The organism is Streptomyces sp. DH10 (genome assembly GCF_029813805.1).
GTDB classification, from domain to species: Bacteria; Actinomycetota; Actinomycetes; order Streptomycetales; family Streptomycetaceae; genus Streptomyces; species Streptomyces coeruleofuscus.
This window is the reverse complement of sequence record NZ_JARVKU010000011.1, coordinates 294081-309715: the sequence shown is the minus strand read 5'-3', so window position 1 is coordinate 309715 and position 15635 is coordinate 294081. Positions and strand designations below refer to the sequence as shown.

The 15635-nt window shown below is 70.3% G+C and carries 14 protein-coding genes; 2 read left to right on the top strand and 12 right to left on the bottom strand.

Annotation, left to right across the window (positions count from 1 at the left end; genetic code table 11):
- The 4 genes from QC385_RS24070 to QC385_RS24055 form a co-directional block, all read right to left on the bottom strand.
- Positions 1–550 (bottom strand): ABC transporter permease (locus QC385_RS24070; RefSeq protein ID WP_443032973.1); only part of this gene is annotated, 550 nt, incomplete at its 3' end.
- Between the two features lie 3 nt (positions 551–553).
- Entirely contained in the window at positions 554–1663 is a 1110-nt protein-coding gene (locus QC385_RS24065) for an ABC transporter ATP-binding protein (protein ID WP_279543432.1), read from the bottom strand.
- A gap of 28 nt (positions 1664–1691) precedes the next feature.
- Complete coding sequence (locus tag QC385_RS24060; RefSeq protein WP_279543417.1) at positions 1692–2798, bottom strand: ABC transporter substrate-binding protein; 1107 nt, start codon at positions 2796–2798, stop codon at positions 1692–1694.
- A 446-nt stretch (positions 2799–3244) separates the two neighbouring features.
- Complete coding sequence (locus tag QC385_RS24055) at positions 3245–3925, bottom strand: haloacid dehalogenase type II (protein WP_279543416.1); 681 nt, start codon at positions 3923–3925, stop codon at positions 3245–3247.
- Between the two features lie 196 nt (positions 3926–4121).
- Between QC385_RS24055 and QC385_RS24050 the strand changes: the two genes are divergently transcribed.
- On the top strand, positions 4122–5399 hold the full coding sequence (locus QC385_RS24050) for an NAD(P)/FAD-dependent oxidoreductase (RefSeq protein ID WP_279543415.1): 1278 nt from the start codon (positions 4122–4124) through the stop codon (positions 5397–5399).
- Positions 5400–5544: 145 nt separating this feature from the next.
- Here QC385_RS24050 and QC385_RS24045 read toward each other — a convergent pair whose 3' ends face one another.
- The 7 genes from QC385_RS24045 to QC385_RS24015 all read right to left on the bottom strand — a co-directional run bounded on the left by QC385_RS24045 (position 5545) and on the right by QC385_RS24015 (position 11065).
- Positions 5545–6210 (bottom strand): GntR family transcriptional regulator, encoded by a 666-nt coding sequence (locus QC385_RS24045; protein WP_279543414.1) that lies wholly within the window; start codon positions 6208–6210, stop codon positions 5545–5547.
- Positions 6211–6320: 110 nt separating this feature from the next.
- A complete protein-coding gene (locus QC385_RS24040; protein ID WP_279543413.1) occupies positions 6321–6482 on the bottom strand; it encodes a hypothetical protein in 162 nt (53 codons plus the stop codon).
- Positions 6483–6618: 136 nt separating this feature from the next.
- Positions 6619–7194 carry an SIP domain-containing protein gene (locus QC385_RS24035; RefSeq protein ID WP_279543412.1) on the bottom strand — a complete coding sequence of 192 codons (576 nt, stop codon included), beginning with the start codon at positions 7192–7194 and terminating at the stop codon, positions 6619–6621.
- A 96-nt stretch (positions 7195–7290) separates the two neighbouring features.
- On the bottom strand, positions 7291–7731 hold the full coding sequence (locus tag QC385_RS24030) for a winged helix-turn-helix transcriptional regulator (protein WP_279543411.1): 441 nt from the start codon (positions 7729–7731) through the stop codon (positions 7291–7293).
- A gap of 150 nt (positions 7732–7881) precedes the next feature.
- Positions 7882–9414 carry an MFS transporter gene (locus QC385_RS24025; protein ID WP_279543410.1) on the bottom strand — a complete coding sequence of 511 codons (1533 nt, stop codon included), beginning with the start codon at positions 9412–9414 and terminating at the stop codon, positions 7882–7884.
- A 336-nt stretch (positions 9415–9750) separates the two neighbouring features.
- Complete coding sequence (locus tag QC385_RS24020; protein ID WP_279543409.1) at positions 9751–10014, bottom strand: aromatic-ring hydroxylase C-terminal domain-containing protein; 264 nt, start codon at positions 10012–10014, stop codon at positions 9751–9753.
- 379 nt (positions 10015–10393) lie between these two features.
- The gene (locus QC385_RS24015; protein ID WP_279543408.1) at positions 10394–11065 is read right to left on the bottom strand and encodes a pyridoxamine 5'-phosphate oxidase family protein; all 672 of its coding nucleotides are present in this window, start codon (positions 11063–11065) and stop codon (positions 10394–10396) included.
- 499 nt (positions 11066–11564) lie between these two features.
- Here QC385_RS24015 and QC385_RS24010 point away from each other — a divergent pair, with 499 nt between their 5' ends.
- The gene (locus tag QC385_RS24010) at positions 11565–12719 is read left to right on the top strand and encodes a M20 metallopeptidase family protein (RefSeq protein ID WP_279543407.1); all 1155 of its coding nucleotides are present in this window, start codon (positions 11565–11567) and stop codon (positions 12717–12719) included.
- Positions 12720–12774: 55 nt separating this feature from the next.
- On the opposite strand, the gene QC385_RS24005 is transcribed toward QC385_RS24010, so the two are convergent.
- On the bottom strand, positions 12775–15555 hold the full coding sequence (locus tag QC385_RS24005; RefSeq protein ID WP_279543406.1) for a helix-turn-helix transcriptional regulator: 2781 nt from the start codon (positions 15553–15555) through the stop codon (positions 12775–12777).
- Positions 15556–15635 lie beyond the last annotated feature (80 nt).

Here is a 15635-nt window from a genome sequence, read left to right as displayed (position 1 = left end):
GCATCACCCCGTACAGCAGCAGCACGGTGTAGGGCAGCATCATGGAGGTGGTGCCGATGACCACGCCGAGTTCGTTGTAGAGCAGCCGGAACGGCGCTCCTGGTACCGACATGGCGCCCAGGGTCTCGTTGACCAGGCCCTTGTCACCCAGCAGGATGATCCAGCCGTAGGTGCGCACCAGGGCGCTGATGAAGTGCGGCACGACCACGATCAGCATCGCCAGGGCCGCCCACAGGGGCTTGAGCCGGGAGATCGCGTTGGCCAGGAGGAAGCCGAAGACGAGGCTCAGCAGCGCCGTTTCGGCGGAGATCCGCAGGGTGGTGATCAGGACGGAGAGGTTGACCCCGGTCAGGGCCTCGGCGTACCAGTGCAGGGTGAGCGAGCCGTCGGCGTTCTTCAGGCTGAGGAACAGCGTGGTGAAGATCGGGTAGACGAACAGCACCAGCAGGTAGACGACAACCGGGAGTGCGTAGAGGATGCCGACCCGGGTCTTGCGCGAGGCCAGGAGCTTGCGCGGACGGGCGGGGGCAGTGGCGGTGAGGGCGGCCATGGCTCACCCTCCCTGTTCGTCGACGAAGAGGTTGACGTCGTCCGGGTCGGCGGTGATCCCGATCCGTTCGCCGGTGACGGGGCCGCGGCCGGCCGGTACTTCCAGACGCAGCAGCGGCGCGTCACCGCCGTCGATGCGCACGCCGGCCCGGACGAGGGTGCCGACGTAGGTGGCGGTCTCCACCGTGCCGGTGCAGAAGCCGTCGTCGGGGGCGCAGGCCCGCAGCCTGCCCGGCTGGACGGCGGCCTTGACCGGTGTACCGGAGGCCAGTTGGTGGCGCCGTGCCTTGATCAGGCCGCCGGACGCATCGAGGCGGACCAGGGTGTGCTCGTCGGTGTGCTGATCGATGCGCCCGGGCAGGAAGTTGGCAGCGCCGAGGAAGTCCGCCACGAACGGGGTCCTGGGCCGTTCGAACAGCTCCCTCGGGGTGTCGAACTGCTCGATCAGGCCGTTGCGCATCACCGCGATGCGGTCCGACATGACCAGGGCCTCTTCCTGGTCGTGCGTCACATAGATGACGGTCAGGCCGAGTTCCTGCTGGATGGCTTTGATCTCGACCTGGAGCTGGTCGCGGAGCTTCTTGTCCAGCGCGCCCAGCGGCTCGTCCATGAGGATCACCGGCGGGCGGTAGACCAGCGCCCGGCACAGCGCGACACGCTGCTGCTGACCGCCGGACAGCTCGCGCGGCTTGCGGCCGCCGAAGCCGGACAGACCGGCGATCTCCAGCGTCTCCCCGACCCGCTTGCGGATCTCGTCCTTGGGCACTCCGCGCAGCGTGAGCGGGAAGGCGACGTTCTCGCTCACGGTCATGTGCGGGAACAGCAGGTACTGCTGAAAAACGAAACCCAGGCCTCGCTTCTGCGGCGCGAGCCGCGTCACGTCACGGTCCCCGACGGTGATGGTGCCGGAGTCCGGTTCGCAAAAGCCCGCGATCATCATCAAGGTCGTGGTCTTGCCCGACCCGGAGGCGCCGAGGAAGGTGACGAACTCCCCGGCCGCGATCTCCATGGACGCCTCGTCGACGGCGACGACGTCCCCGTAGGTCTTGCGCAGGGCCACCACCGACAGCGCTTTGCCCGTCGCGGTGGGCAGGGTGCTGCCGGCCACCTTCACAGACGGTGTGACCACATCGAATTCGGCTTCAGCCACGGGCCCACTCCAGCCAGCGCTTGGTGACGGCCGCTTCGTTCTTCAGCCACCAGTCGAGATCCGCGTCAAAACCCTTGTCGTAGTACTTCGGCGCACCGGCGAGAGCGTTGCGCTCGTCCTCGGTGAGCTTGGCGTAGGCCACGGGAGAGGACGGGTTCGAGGGGAAGGCCTTGGCCAGGTTGGCCTGAATCTCGGCACGCAGCGAGAAGTCCATGAGCTGGTAGGCGCCGTCCACGTTGGCCGCGCCCTTGGCGATGGCGTATCCCTGGAACTGGCGGCGCATGCCGTTGAGCTGCCTCTCCACCGGGACGCCCTGCTTCTGGAGATCGGCGATCCGGCCGTCCCAGACGGTGGACATCGTCACCTCCTGGCGGCTCAGCAGCACGCCGGGAAGCGGGCCGCTGTCCCAGAACTTCTTGATGTCACCCCGCAGCCGGGTCAGCACCTTGAAGGCGCGGTCCACATCCAGCGGGTACAGCTTGTCCATCGGCACACCGTCGGCCAGCAGCGCGAACTCCAGCTCCGGCAGGTCACCGTCCGGGCTGACCATCGCGCGGCCGCCCTTGAACGCCTTGGTGTCCCAGAAGTCCGCCCACGACTCCGGCTTGCGGCCATCGAAGGCGTCCGTGCGGTACGCGATGCACTGGCCGTAGAAGCTGTGCCCGATGGCGTGGTCGGTGATCTGGTTCTCGGGGATCTTGGCGCTCTTCAGGCTCTTGAGCCGGCCGGGGTCCAGCGCCTCCAGGGCATCCTGCTTCACGTACTTGTGGTGGGACATCATCGAGTTGTTGATGAGGTCGCACTGCGGGCGCCCCTGCTTGATCTGGGCCAGCAGCGGGGCGTCGTCCAGGTTCAGCACCTTGACGCCGATCCCGGTCTCCTGCGTGAACGGCGTGTAGATCGCCTTCTGCAGGGCCGCGCCGTAGGAACCGCCACTGTCACGGACGACCACCGTCTTGCCGCCCTTCCCACCGGTGCCGGTGGAAGCGCTGCGGCTGGTGCCGGTACCGCAGGCGGCGAGGGAAGGCAGGGCGGCGAGGGCGGCCAGACCGCCTGCTCCGCGCAGGAGCGCTCTCCGGCCGATCTGGGGATCACTCATGGCAATACTCCTCATCTAGGGGCGCGTGGGACCGACTGTGCCGGGGCTGAGGGGGATGCCAGCGGTCGTGGAGTCGGGCCGGTCCGCCCTGCGGCTGCGCGAGGGCGGAGGGTTCCGCACGCGGGGGAAGGTGAAGGTGGGCCCGTACATATTCGGGAGAATGCGTCCGGGTGGCGGTGGTGGTCTCGGACCTCAGGGACGGCGATCACTGTCCGGAGGTGGACCTCGGGCCGCTATCTATCCCGTCTAGCGCGATTTCCTGATGCTTCACGCTAAAAGTGGCAAGAGAATGACAGTGGGCTGAGACCGAGTCAAGGGGCGCATGCTGCGGGGATGCCGGATTCGACGGTCCGGCGGGTATCGCCGCCGCCCGCGCGAGCACGGCGGGCGGCCGACGTCTCGGCGTGGAGAACGACGTGGTCGGTGATGCCGGGGTCACCTTTTCCTCAAGGGCGGGGCAGCCCGAGAAGGACGGGGAGATCGGCGATGTCGGTGATCCGCTCGTAGCCGAGCCAGTGTTCGTCGCGCTCGAAGCCACGGTCCATGTACACCGTGTTCTTGATGCCCATGGTGGCCGCGGAGCGCAGGTCGTACTTCGGGCTCGCCGAGACGTGCACGATCTCGTCGGGTGCCACGCCGAGCTTGTCCAGCGTGTATTCGAAGGCACGGAGCCGGGGCTTGTAGACGCCCATCTCCTCGGCGGTGATCACGACCTCGAACGGGGCCTGGAGGTTCTCCACGAGGCGCTTCGCATGCACGTCGTCGGAGTTCGTCACGATCACCAGCGGGTACTCCTCGGCCAGGCGCCGCAGTGCCTCGGTGACGCCGGGGTAGGGGCCCCATGTGGGGATCTCCTCGTACACCGCCTGACCGTCGGCCTCGAGGTACTCAAGGCCGAACCTGCGCATGGTCCGTTCCAGCGGGCGGGCGACGACCTGGTGGAACGGCTGGTAGGCGCCCAGGCACTCGTCGATCCGGTACTGGTTGCCGGTCCGCAGGAACTCGTCGGCGACCTCGGCCGGGAGCCGGTCACCCAGGACCCGGCGGATCACCTCGTTGATGCGGAAGTGGATCAGAGTCCCGTTCATGTCGAACGTGACGAACTTCGGCTTGCTCTCGAATCTCATGGTTTCTCCAGTTGTCATCTGCGAGACAGCCATCAAGTTGTCGCTTGTCGATTGTCGACCATATGAGTATGGTCGAGCACTGTCAACGGGCCCCGAGCCTCCTCTCAGAGCGGATCCGACAGGCGGACATCGAAGCAGGGCCTGACCCACGTGCGTCCCAGAGCGGCTGACAGCACTGGCAGGAGAGAGCAGCGACATGAAGTTCACCCCTTACTGGCTCGACACCGCTCCCCAGGGGCCGGACCGGTCCCGGACCGACATCGGTGGGCACGTCGACATCGCGATCATCGGGGCCGGCCTGACCGGCCTGTCGGCGGCACTGCACCTGGCGCGCAAGGGCGCGAACGTGCACGTCTTCGAGAAGGACACCGTCGGCTTCGGAGCCTCGGGCCGCAACGGCGGCATGGCCACCACGGGCTTGTCGATCGGCTTCCGTGACGCGGTCGCCCGCTACGGGTTCGACACCGCGAAGGCGTACCTGATGGCCTATCACGACGCGGTCGACACCCTCGAGAAGCTCGTCACCGACGAGGGAATCGACTGCCACTTCGCTCGCACGGGCAAGCTGAACCTGGCCTCCAAGCCGGCTCACCTCGACGGTCTGCGCAAGACCCACGAGATCATGTCCGGCCGGCTCGGACTGGAGACCCGTCTGATCCCCAGGAGCGAGATCCGCGCCGAGATCGGCTCCGACCGCTTTCACGGCGGGATGGTCGAGGCCAGGAGCGCGGGGCTGCACGTCGGCAAGTTCACCAAGGGCCTCGCGGAGGCGGCCGCGCGGATCGGCGTGACGATCCACGAGAAGGCTCCGGTCGAGAGGATCGAGCGGCTCGGGGGCACGAAGCACGAGTTGGTCACGCCGCGCGGCACCGTCCGGGCCGACCAGGTGCTGGTCGCGACGAGCGGCCACACCGGCCGGCCGTTCCGCTGGCAGCAGGTCAGGATCGCGCCCGTCGGCAGCTTCATCATCGTGACCGAACCGCTGGGCAAGGATCTCTGCGACCAGATCCTGCCGACCCGGCGAATGGCGTCGACGTCGATGAACCTGCTGAACTACTTCCGGATCACCCCTGATGACCGGCTGCTGTTCGGTGGCCGCGCCCGGTTCGCCATGGCCGGCCGGCAGTCGGACGAGAAGAGCGGACGCATCCTGCACAAGGCGATGACCGAGGTGTTCCCCCAGCTCACGAAGGCGCGCGTCGACTACTGCTGGGGCGGCCTGGTCGACATGAGCATGGACCGGATGGTGCACGCCGGCGAGCAGGACGGGCTGTTCTACTCGCTCGGATACTCCGGCCACGGCGTCCAGATGGCGACGCACATGGGCAAGCAGATGGCCGAGTACATGAACGGAACCCCGGCCGCGAACCCCTGGAGCGACCTGCCCTTCAAGCGGATCCCGGGCCACTTCGGCCCGCCCTGGTTCCTGCCCTTCGCGGGCGGCTACTACAAGTTCAAGGACCTCATCAAGTAGGTGCCACACAGACGCCCCGCGCGGGGCGCGGACGTGGCGGAGTGACGCGGTCGGGCCGGGTGTGGTTCCGGACTTCTCCCGGGACACACGCGGCCCGCGCGGCGCAAGGACCTTGCCATCGGTGGGTGCGTGCCGCCGGAACCGTCTACGAGGTTCCGTCTCCCGGCTGGGCTTGCAGCGCCGACTTGAAATGGGCGGCCAGTTCCTGGCGGAACGCGTCGCTGTCGCCTTCCAGGGCGGCCCTCGCCAGCCTCTCGTGCTCTACGGCCAGATCATGCGGGTCGCTGTAGGTGCGATGGTCGACGCTGAGGTAGAGGCGCAGCTTGGTCTCCCAGCCGTTCCAGAGACTCTGCAGGACGCTGTGGTTCGAGAGGTCGTAGAAGAGCCGGTGGAAGCGGAGGTGCGCGTCGATGCCGCCCGGGATGTCGTCCTTCTCGATGGCCCGGTGGAGATCCTCGATGGTCTGCATCAGCTGAGGTTGCTCGGTACCGCGCAGGGCTTCGGCCGACAGCTCGGCGGCGTACGGCTCGACACGCAGGCGGACCGAGGCGATCTCGGCGACCTCGCGAGCGCTCACCTCAACGACGAACGCCCCGCGGAAGGGGATCCTCACGACCAGTCCGTCCTCCTCCAGCCTGGTCAGCGCCTCGCGCAGCGGGGACCGGCTGATCCCGAGGTCCGCGGCGATGTGCGCCTCGCGCAGCTGGCCACCAGGAGGGACGGTTCCGTCGAGGATGGCCTCGCGCAGCACGCGGTAGACGCCGTCCGGCGTCGTCGTCCGCTGCTCCTGCCACTCGAACTTGTGGGCCATCCTGGCGCCCTCCTTGGTCGTTTGTCGACTATACAAGGCTTCCCGTGGGCACGAGAGGCGCCTTCCGGGCAGGACGGGCTCGCGGTGCGCATCCGCACGTCGGACCACGACTACGGCACCGAAGAGAGCGCCACGGCGATGGTGCCGATGCTCGCGAAGGCCGGGATCAAGTCGACGCCGCACCAGCACCAGCGTGTGTCCCGCACGGATCCGGTGAGGAGCCCGTCGGATTCCGTGTGCTGGGTGCCCGCGCGCAGCGCACGGGTCGACACCTGGTGTGCGGCGGGTGCGTGCCGTGCCAGGCGTCTTCGAGGTGGGCGAGCAGGCGTCCCGGACGGGCGTCGGTGGCCGGGTGTCGCCCATGGCCGGCGCAACCAGGGGAGCCTGCTCGGTACGTCCTGCCGCCGGTCACAGGCCCACCTTCCCCGTCGCCCAGTACGGCTGCGTGTGGATGACGGACCGGTGCAGGTCATACCGGGTACGGACCACATTCCGTGCGCGTTGGATGGTCTGCCCGTGCCCGGCCAGGTAGGCCCGCGTGACCTCCCGGGGCGGGGCGTCGCCCAGCCAGGACAACAGCGCCTCTCCCGGCTGCGGGCTCTGCGCGACGACCTGCACACCGGGCAGCAGGTCACGCACCACGGGCACGTCCTGCGCGGGCACCTCGACCACACCGCAAACGCGGGCCCGGTCACCCAGCCAGTGGATCATCGAGTACCACAGGCCCACGGTCGTGGCGTCGCCGCACACCAGCGTGGTGCCCGGTTCGGCACGCGCCCGGAAGCCGCGCGTCGCCTCCAGCCCCATCGCGGAGACCGGGTCGCCGACCGCGAGACCGTCCAGCCACGCGTCACCGGGCGAAGTCGGGCCCGGAGTAACGGTGCTGTGCCGGTGGAACAGGATGGACATGCGTCCAGTGACCGTGTCGACCGCGTCCGGCGTGTAGCGCCGGAAAGCGGTCGGCGAGACCAGGAACGTGGTCACCTGGCTTCAGGCGCTCGCCGGCGAGGTGGACCCGCCGGAACGACGGAGACAGATCTTCTGTCCCGGTCACCGTGCACGGCATTCCCCGGACCTCGATCATCCGGGCAAGGGGCGCGGGCAGACTGGGCATCGACAACTCCTGACGAGGGGCGAGCAGCCCGCCGGTGCTGGTGAGTCGCTCGCGGGGAGGTGGTCCTGTGCCCATACGGTCAGGGCGGCCAGGGGGATGAGGAAGGCGTTGCCGTGGGGGGCCAGGGCGTACCGGCCGCTGGGTGGCGGTCCCGGGCGGGCGGTCCGGGAGACCAGGTCGACGGTGGTCAAGTCATGGAGGCGTTCGGCGAGCGTGTCGTCGCTGATGCCGGGGACGCGCTCGCGCACTTGGGTGAAGTCGGCCGGGCCCTTGGCCAGGGCCGCGATGATCAGGCCGTTCCATGGTTCACCGAGGAGGGCGAAGGCCCGGGTGAGGGCCGCGTCGGGCTGGGCCGGCTGTGGGGGTTCGGACCAGGGGTCCGGCTGAGAGCGCTGTGGGGTGGTCATGGTGTGTCCGCTCCCGTACGGCGGAGGCGTCGTGGTGTGACGCCTCCGCCGTACGTCGTCGTGGCCGTGTCGGGGACGGGTCCGTCTCTGCTGGGCCGTGCCCTTGGTGGCGTCGGCCCTCGCGGCAACGGGGTTGCCCCGTCCGTGAGATCAGCCCATGTGGAGGGGCGCGGCGCCCTCGGCGTGCTGCTGCCTGCCCGAGTTGACGGCCAGGAACATGACCGCCAGACCGCCCAGGAACATGGCGCCGGAGGCGACGAAGGCCATGGTGTAGCCGTGGGTCAGCGCCTCGCCCGCCTTCGCGACCAGAGGGAAGTCCTTGGTGGCCAGGCCCCTGAAGAAGGCGGAGGCCGCCTCGGGGAGCTGGTCGTTCGCCGCCGACGTGGAGATCGTCGACAGGACCGCCAGACCGAGGGCGCCGCCGACCTGCTGGGCGGTGTTCAGCAGCGCCGAGGCCATACCGGTGTCCTGGTGGTCGACGCCGCTGACCGCGCCGAGTGTCATCGGGACGAAGCTCATGCCGAGCCCCAGCGCGGTGACGAACATCGCCGGCATCAGGTGTCCGGCATACGACGAGCCGGGCTCCAGGGTGGCGAACCAGAACATGCCGCCCGCCGCGACCAGCAGGCCCGGGCCGGCGATCAGCCGGGGCGCCAGGTGTGTGATCAGCTTGGAGCTGATGCCCGCGGCGGCCGCCATGCCGACGCTGAACGGCAGAAACGCGAAGCCGGTCTTGACCGCGCTGAAGCCGAGGATCAGCTGCATGTAGAGCGTCAGGAAGTAGAACATGGCGAACATGCCCGACCCGACGAACAGCATCGTCGCGTAACTGCCGGAGCGGTTGCGGTCCTTGAAGAGCCGCAGCGGCATCATCGGGTCCGCGGCGCGCGACTGGATGACCAGGAACACCGTCAGCAGTACGGCGGCCGTCGTGAACGAGGCCAGTGTGAGGCCGTCTGTCCAGCCGTGTTCGCCGCCCCGCGTGATGCCGTAGACGAGGGCGATCAGGCCGCCGGTGCCGGTGACGGCGCCCGGGACGTCCAGGCGGCCGGGGTGCCGCTCGGCTTCGACGAGGCTCTTGGTGCCGGCGAGGACGACCAGGCCGATGGGGATGTTGATGAAGAACACCCAGCGCCAGTCGAGCGCGTCGGTCAGTACGCCGCCCAGCAGCAGGCCGACCGTGGCGCCGACGCCGCCCATGGCCGCGTACACGCCCATGGCCGTGTTGCGTGACCTGCCGGCCGGGAAGGTGGTGGTGATCAGGGCCAGCGCGTTGGGCGCCGCGAGTGCGGCGCCGGCTCCCTGGAGGATGCGAGCGCCGATCAACAGGCCCTCGTTCGGGGTGAGTCCGCCCAGCAGGGAGGCGAGCGTGAAGACGGCGATGCCCGCCTGGAATATGCGGCGACGGCCGAAGAGGTCGCCGGCCTTGCCGCCGAGCAGCATCAGCCCGCCGAAGGCCAGCGCGTAGGAGTTGACGATCCACGCAAGGTTCGCGTCGGTGACACCCAGGTCGGTCTGGATTGCGGGGAGGGCGATGTTGGTGATCGTGGCGTCGAGGATCACCATCAGCTGGGCCGCGGCGATCACGAAGAGCGCCAGGCCGAGGTGCCGGCCGCCCGGGGAAGCCCCGGACGCATCGGTACCCGGCTGCGCGGGGGCCGTGATTGTGCTGTCGGCAGACAAGGGAGAACTCCAAAGGTGGGCGAGGGGCGCAAAAAACCGATTCACCCGGACAGGGAAAAGACGTGGAATGTCAAATCCCGTTCCGGTCGGATGGGTGGGGTGTAAGGGTGGGCGGCACTTTGTCAAGTGCCGTGTCCTGAGTGACCTGAGGGCGTTGCAGTGCAAGGCCGGGTCTCGGACGGAAATCCGACCCTAACAGTCGGATTGCAGAAAGGGCGGGCTCTGGAATCCGTATTCGGTGTGAATATTTCAGGCTTGACCGACCCGGCATGCATATGAGCAAAGCGACGAAATGGAAGGAATCCCGTTGCACATAACGCTGGCCGAGTTGTCAAATCAAGAATCCGTTTCCGGAATTCGCGATTCGGGATTCGCCACCGATCCCCTCCCGCCGGGTTGGTGATGCCGGCCCGGTCGGATCAGGAACGCGTCGGCGTCCTCGCCGGTGAGCGCGTTCTCCGGCAGCGGCACCGCCTCGACGCGATCGGACCAGGGGCGAGCCCCGTCGACGAAGGCGGAGTCCACGGTCAGCAGGACACCGCAGCCCGTGCGCAGCGGCTCGCCGGCCCAGACATCGTCGGCCAGCTGGATGTCCGGCATCCGGGCGCCCGGCAGCGGCGGACGTCCGGGCCGATGGTGAACAGCTGGTAATGGCCTGGCTCGTCCAGCGGGGCCAGGGCGGTGACCTGCCTGGCGGGCGCCGTGTGGGCGAACAGCTTCGCCGTGGAGGTCCACTGGGTCGGCACCGCCGCCGAGGTCTGACCGAGCACCACGTCGGCCACGATGCCGAAAGCACGCGCGTCGGTGCCGGGGAAGGGGACCCCGGCAGCTTGCGGACGGTACTCCGGCCACCGTCGCAGGCGGCCGGACAGGCGGCCCACGGCGTCCGTTCGTCGCTGAAGGCCTTTGGCAGAGCGTGCCTGCGTGGCGTTGGCAAAGGAGAAACCGGGAGACCTGCCGGCCATTTTCCGGCCGGGCTTCAGCGGGGGTTGATTCCCCGTTCCCGGGCCGCCGCTCCGAAGTAGTCGCCCCCCTTGCGCTTGGGGTCGTCGGTGCCCCAGGCCTGTTCGCCGTCGGCGGCGGAGCGGTCCGTGCCGTTGGTGTTCTGCCGGAGGGGGGCTCTGACCAACCTCGGTATGTGCTTGGAGCAGTGGATGTATGCCTCTTCGACCTCGACCTCCACCCACATGTGGGGGCGGCGGCCGGGTATCGGGTCGACCGGCAGGTCCGGAATCCTCCGGCGCATCGTGTCGTCGGTGACCAGCTGTGCGCGGCCGTTGACATGGAGGCCGATGCGGTCCTGGGAGAAATCGATCATCAGCATGCCGATGTGCGGGTTCTCCCGGATGTTGCCGAGCGAGGCCATGACGCCGTTCCCTCGGTACTCCGGGTAGGCCAGCGTCGCGTCGTCGAGTACCCGGAGAAAGCCCGGCGGGCCGGCCCGGAAGGTGCTGTCGCATTCGCCGTGGCTGTCCGCGGTCGCGAGGAAGAACATCTCCTGGCGGGCCACGAACTCCTGCATCCGCGCATTGAGCCGGTGCAGGACCTGATCGTCGTAGAACCGGTCGGCGCGCGCGACGGTGCCCAGCTCCCGCTGGACCTGGTGCTCGCCGTGGCTTCCGGGCCGGTCCGCCCGCTCGTCGTGGTGCAACGGTCCTCCTGACAGCGATTTCGGCAGGGCGGCGGCTCGTCGAGCCGTGGAATCGGGACGCGTGTCCGTGTCCGGGCCCTGCTCTCTGTGTTCACCTCGGCGTACGTGACTGATTTGGTCACCTGGCTGGCCGAAAATCGTCATCGGCCATGGACGAGACTAGAGCAGACGCCCGCACGGCACGCAGCGGGACGGCATCCCCGCCGAACGGCCGACGCAGGAGCCGGGCCAGGACCACAGGGACGGACGGGGGGTTTCCCCACCCGCGAGCGGTGGCTCACCGGATGGGCGGCGGCCCGCGCGACGAGTGATCGTGTACGCACGGGTCTCCCGCTCGCCGGGTGACCACTTGACGGACCGTGAAGGGGGAACAGTGAAGCGTCCTACGGAGCATGCTCCGGCCCGCCGTACGCTGCTGGCCGGCATGGCGGCGGCAGCCGGTGCGGCAACGGTGTGGGGTACTGCGGGGAACGCCGTCGCGGGCGGGTGGAGGGGGCCGGTGGGGAACGGGGCGCTGGATGCCCAGGTCGCGCGCATCGAGGGCGGGTTGATCGAGCTGAGACGGGACATCCACCGGCACCCCGAGCTGCCGGGGGAGGAGCGTCGTACCGCAGCCGTCGTGGCCCGGGAACTGCGGGCGGCCGGGCTGACCGTCACCACCGGGGTGGGCGGGCACGGTGTGGTCGGTGTCCTGCACGGCGCGCGTCCGGGCCGGACGGTCGCGTACCGGGCGGACATGGACGCGGTGCCGCCCAAGGACATCGTCGGAGGCGGCCGGGCCGCGGCCCACTTGTGCGGGCACGACATTCACACGACGGTGGTCCTGGGCGTCGCCAAGGTCCTGGCGCGGCTGCGGCGGCAGCTGAGCGGCACCGTGGTGTTCCTCTTCCAGCCCGCCGAGGAAAGCCTCTCCGGAGCCCGGGCACTGATCGGGGCGGGCGTGCTGGAGCGCACCCGTGTCGAGGAGATCCACGCGCTGCACTGCGGGCCTTTCCCCGTCGGCCGGTTCGCTGTGACCGGGGGCTACGGGATGCCGGGCCAGGACAAGGCGGAGGTGACGCTTCAGGGCCCGGACGCGTCCGATGCCGCGCGGCGACTGGCCGCCGAGATCGACGCCCTCGCCACGGTGACACCCCCGCAGACGCCCGCGGACATCGAGCGGATGGTCACCGACGCCCAGATCCCCGACGGGCCGTTCGCCCGCTTCGTCGCCCTCAGGGCCTCGGTGCAGGAGACCAAGGTGGCCGTGTCCTACCGCTGTTGGCCGCAGGAGCGGTACACGGAGATACGCGAGGAGATCCGCCGGCTGGCCAAGCCGTACGCGGGAGCGGCGGTGAGCTTTCCCGCCGAGCCGTTCCCGGCCCTGGTCTGCCCGGAAGCCGAGGCCCGCGCGCTCGCCCGCCATCTGCGCCGCGAACTGGGTCGTGACTCGGTCGCCACGTTCCGTTCCGCGTTCCCGCCCTTCAGCGGCGAGGACTACGCCCTGTACCTGGAACGCGTCCCCGGCACGTACACGTTCCTCGGCGTCCGAGCCCCCGGCGCCCCGATCACCACCGGCTACCCGCACTTCCCCGACTTCGCCCCGGACGAGCGGTCCATCGGCATCGGCGTACGGGCGATGGCGGGGTGGATCGCGGAGCGGACCCACCGTTAGACATCCGCAGACGTCCGCAGACATCCGTCACGAGGCGCGGCGGCGGCACACCCGTTCAGTCCGGCCGTGACAAGTCACCGAGGGCGTCACGCAGTTGGGCGCGGCCGGTGACGCCTAGCTTGGGGAAGATCTTGTGCAGGTGGAAGCCGATGGTGCGCGGAGACAGGTAGAGCCGGGCACCGATGTCCCGGTTCGTCAGGCCCTCGGCCGCCAGCTGGGCGATCTGAAGTTCCTGCGGCGTCAGGCCGGACACGGCTTCCGGCACCGCGGCGGGTGCCACCGCCACGCCCGCCGCGCGGAGTTCGGCGGCGGTGCGCTCCACCCAGGGCCGGGCGTCCAGCCGTTCGAAGATCTCCAGGGCGGTGCCGAGCAAAGGCCGTGCCTCGACGGACCGCCGGCGGCGCCGCAGCCATTCACCGAAGTTCAGGTGCGCGAGAGCGTGCTCGAACGGCCAGCGGGCGGTGACCGGGTCCGTCGCCGCGCGGAAGCGGGCCTCCGCCTCTTCGGGATCGCCCAGCAGGGCCGAGGCGCGGTGCACGACCGCGTCCAGACGGACGGAACGGGACGCCCCCATGGCCCGTTCGGCGGCGTGCAGCACGACGCGGGCGTCGGCCACCTGCCCGGCGCGGACGGCGGCCGCGGCGAGATCGGAGAGGCAGTACAGGGAGACGTGGTAGTGCACGGGTTCCGGGTGGAAGTCGCGGGTGAAGGCCCGGCGGAGCTGCTCGTAGGCCGACTGGTGATCGCCCTCCGCGAGGAACGCCGTCCCGCGTGCCTGACGGTAACGCACGTACAGGCTCCGCGACTTGCGCAGATCGAGGCCGCGCACCGCGCCGCTCGCCCGTGCGTGCGCCGCCGCATGGTCCCCCTGCGCGGCGCGTAGCGTGGCCTGGAGGAGCTGCGCTCCCACGGTGACGTTGTCCGCTCCCGCCTCGGTCGCCATCCAGAAGGCGTCCTCGGCGGCGGACTGGGCCGCCGTCCAGGCACCGCTGTCGAACAGGGCGAGGGCGAGCGCCCGCGCGAGGGTCGCGTTGGTTCCGGCGGTCGCCGTCCGGCGCAGATGATCCATGGCCCGGCCGTACAGCCGCACGGCCTGGTCGGTCGCGTCCAGCACCGTGGCGGCGGCACCGAGCACGACGAGGGCGGACAGCGAGCCGTCCGGCAGGGCGTCCACGGCCTGGGCCAGTCGCTCCAGAGCCTCCTCCCGCGCGGCGAAGGGGTTGCCGACCGCCGCCACCCAGAGGCGGTCGCTGCCGTCCTCGTCCGGCTGCGGCGCGATGAGGGCGTTGATCCGCTCGAGTTCGGCCCGGTAGAAGGGGTCGCCGGAGTTGTACGCCGGAGTGGCGGCCGTGCCCAGCGCGTCCAGGGCGAGGGCGGGAGCCTGCGTGGCCATGGCTTCGGCCACGTGCAGCAGGAACGCCAGGGAGTCGTCGTGCCGGAGGGTGACGGCCAGCGACCACCCGGCGCGCAGGGACGCCTCGGCGAGCAGCCGCGCGTCGTCCGTCAGAGTGTCGACCCGGGTCGCGATGTCCCCGACCCACTGCGGGTGCCCCGCGAACATGGCCGACGCGGCGGCGCCGAGCAGGCGCCGGGCCCGCCGCTCCGGCTCCGGCGTGAGTTCCGCGGCGCGCTCCAGAGCGGCGGCCGCGGCCGCGTGACCGCCGCGCTGCCGGGAGCGTTCCGCGCTGTCCGCCAGAGCGGTGGCGACCTGTTCGTCGGGGCCCAGCGCGGCCGCCGCCAGATGCCAGGCCCGGCGGTCGGGCTCCTTCGCGAACGTGGCGGCGAGCGCCAGGTGGGCCTCGCGGCGCTCGGCGAAGGAGGCCGCCTGGTAGATCGCGGAGCGGACCAGCGGGTGGCGCAGACGCACCTGGCCGCCCTCGACGCGCACCAGACCGGCCTCCTCGGCGGGCCGCCAGACCAGTACGCCGTCCAGGCCCGGTGCGGCGTGCAGGACGTCCGAGAGCCGCTCGGTGCCGGCGGCCGCCGCCAGGAGCAGGACCCGGCGGGTGGATTCCGGCAGGGTGGGCAGGTCGGCGGCGAAGAGGCGCTCCAGACGGGCGGTCACGGGGAGCGTGTCGACCGACCCGATGTCACGTCCGGCCGGATCCCTGGCGAAAGCCCGCGTCAGCTCGATGAGGGCCAGCGGATTCCCGGCCGCCTGCCGCAGGATCTGCGACCGGACCCGGCCCTTCGGCGGATGCGGCTGGGCGTCCAGCAGGAGCCCGGCCGCGGCCCGGTCCAGCGGACCGGCCGTCAGATGCGGGAAGTCGTGGTCGAAGCGCGCCGGAACCGCCTCGTCTCGGGCGGCGAGCAGCATCGCCGCGGGTTCGCCCTCCAGGCGCCGGGCGACGAACGCGAGCACGTCCAGCGAGCCGACGTCCAGCCACTGTGCGTCGTCGACGGCGATCAGCAGGGGGCGCTCCGACGCCGCGTCCGAGAGGAGGGTCAGCACACCGAGCCTGATGAGCAGTTGGTCGGGCGTCCGCTCCGCGTCCATCTCGTCCGTGCCGAACGCGCGGCGCAGGGCGTCGCGCTGCCGCGGGGGAAGCCGCTCCACCCCGGCGAGGACCGGGCGGAGCAGCTGGTGCACGCCCGCGAACGGCAGGTCCTCCTCGCCTTCGCTGCCGCGCACCCGGAGCACCCGTCGGCCGCGGGCCGCGGCCTGCGACGCGGCCCGGTCCACCAGGGTGCTCTTTCCCGCCCCCGGCTCACCGACCAGCACGAGCACCTTCGGACCGCCGGAGTCGTCGGCGTGGACCAACTGAGCGATCCGCGCCAACTCCCGGTCCCTGCCGAGGATCTCCGGCGCGTGTGCCTGTCCGGCGCCGTCGTCCATGTGCTGCCTCCATCCGACCGTCCCCCCGGCGAACGGCACCCGTCGGGGTGCCGCTCGTCGCTCCGATGATCATCCTGCCA

What these genes read in the sequence shown, in the direction of transcription:
- QC385_RS24050 (WP_279543415.1), top strand. Translation starts at nt 4,122, where the DNA reads ATGAAGTTCACCCCTTACTGGCTCGACACCGCTCCCCAGGGGCCGGAC.
- QC385_RS24030 (WP_279543411.1), bottom strand. Translation starts at nt 7,731, where the DNA reads ATGACCACCCCACAGCGCTCTCAGCCGGACCCCTGGTCCGAACCCCCA.
- QC385_RS24055 (WP_279543416.1), bottom strand. Translation starts at nt 3,925, where the DNA reads ATGAGATTCGAGAGCAAGCCGAAGTTCGTCACGTTCGACATGAACGGG.
- QC385_RS24060 (WP_279543417.1), bottom strand. Translation starts at nt 2,798, where the DNA reads ATGAGTGATCCCCAGATCGGCCGGAGAGCGCTCCTGCGCGGAGCAGGC.
- QC385_RS24045 (WP_279543414.1), bottom strand. Translation starts at nt 6,210, where the DNA reads ATGGCCCACAAGTTCGAGTGGCAGGAGCAGCGGACGACGACGCCGGAC.
- QC385_RS24020 (WP_279543409.1), bottom strand. Translation starts at nt 10,014, where the DNA reads ATGCCGGACATCCAGCTGGCCGACGATGTCTGGGCCGGCGAGCCGCTG.
- QC385_RS24005 (WP_279543406.1), bottom strand. Translation starts at nt 15,555, where the DNA reads ATGGACGACGGCGCCGGACAGGCACACGCGCCGGAGATCCTCGGCAGG.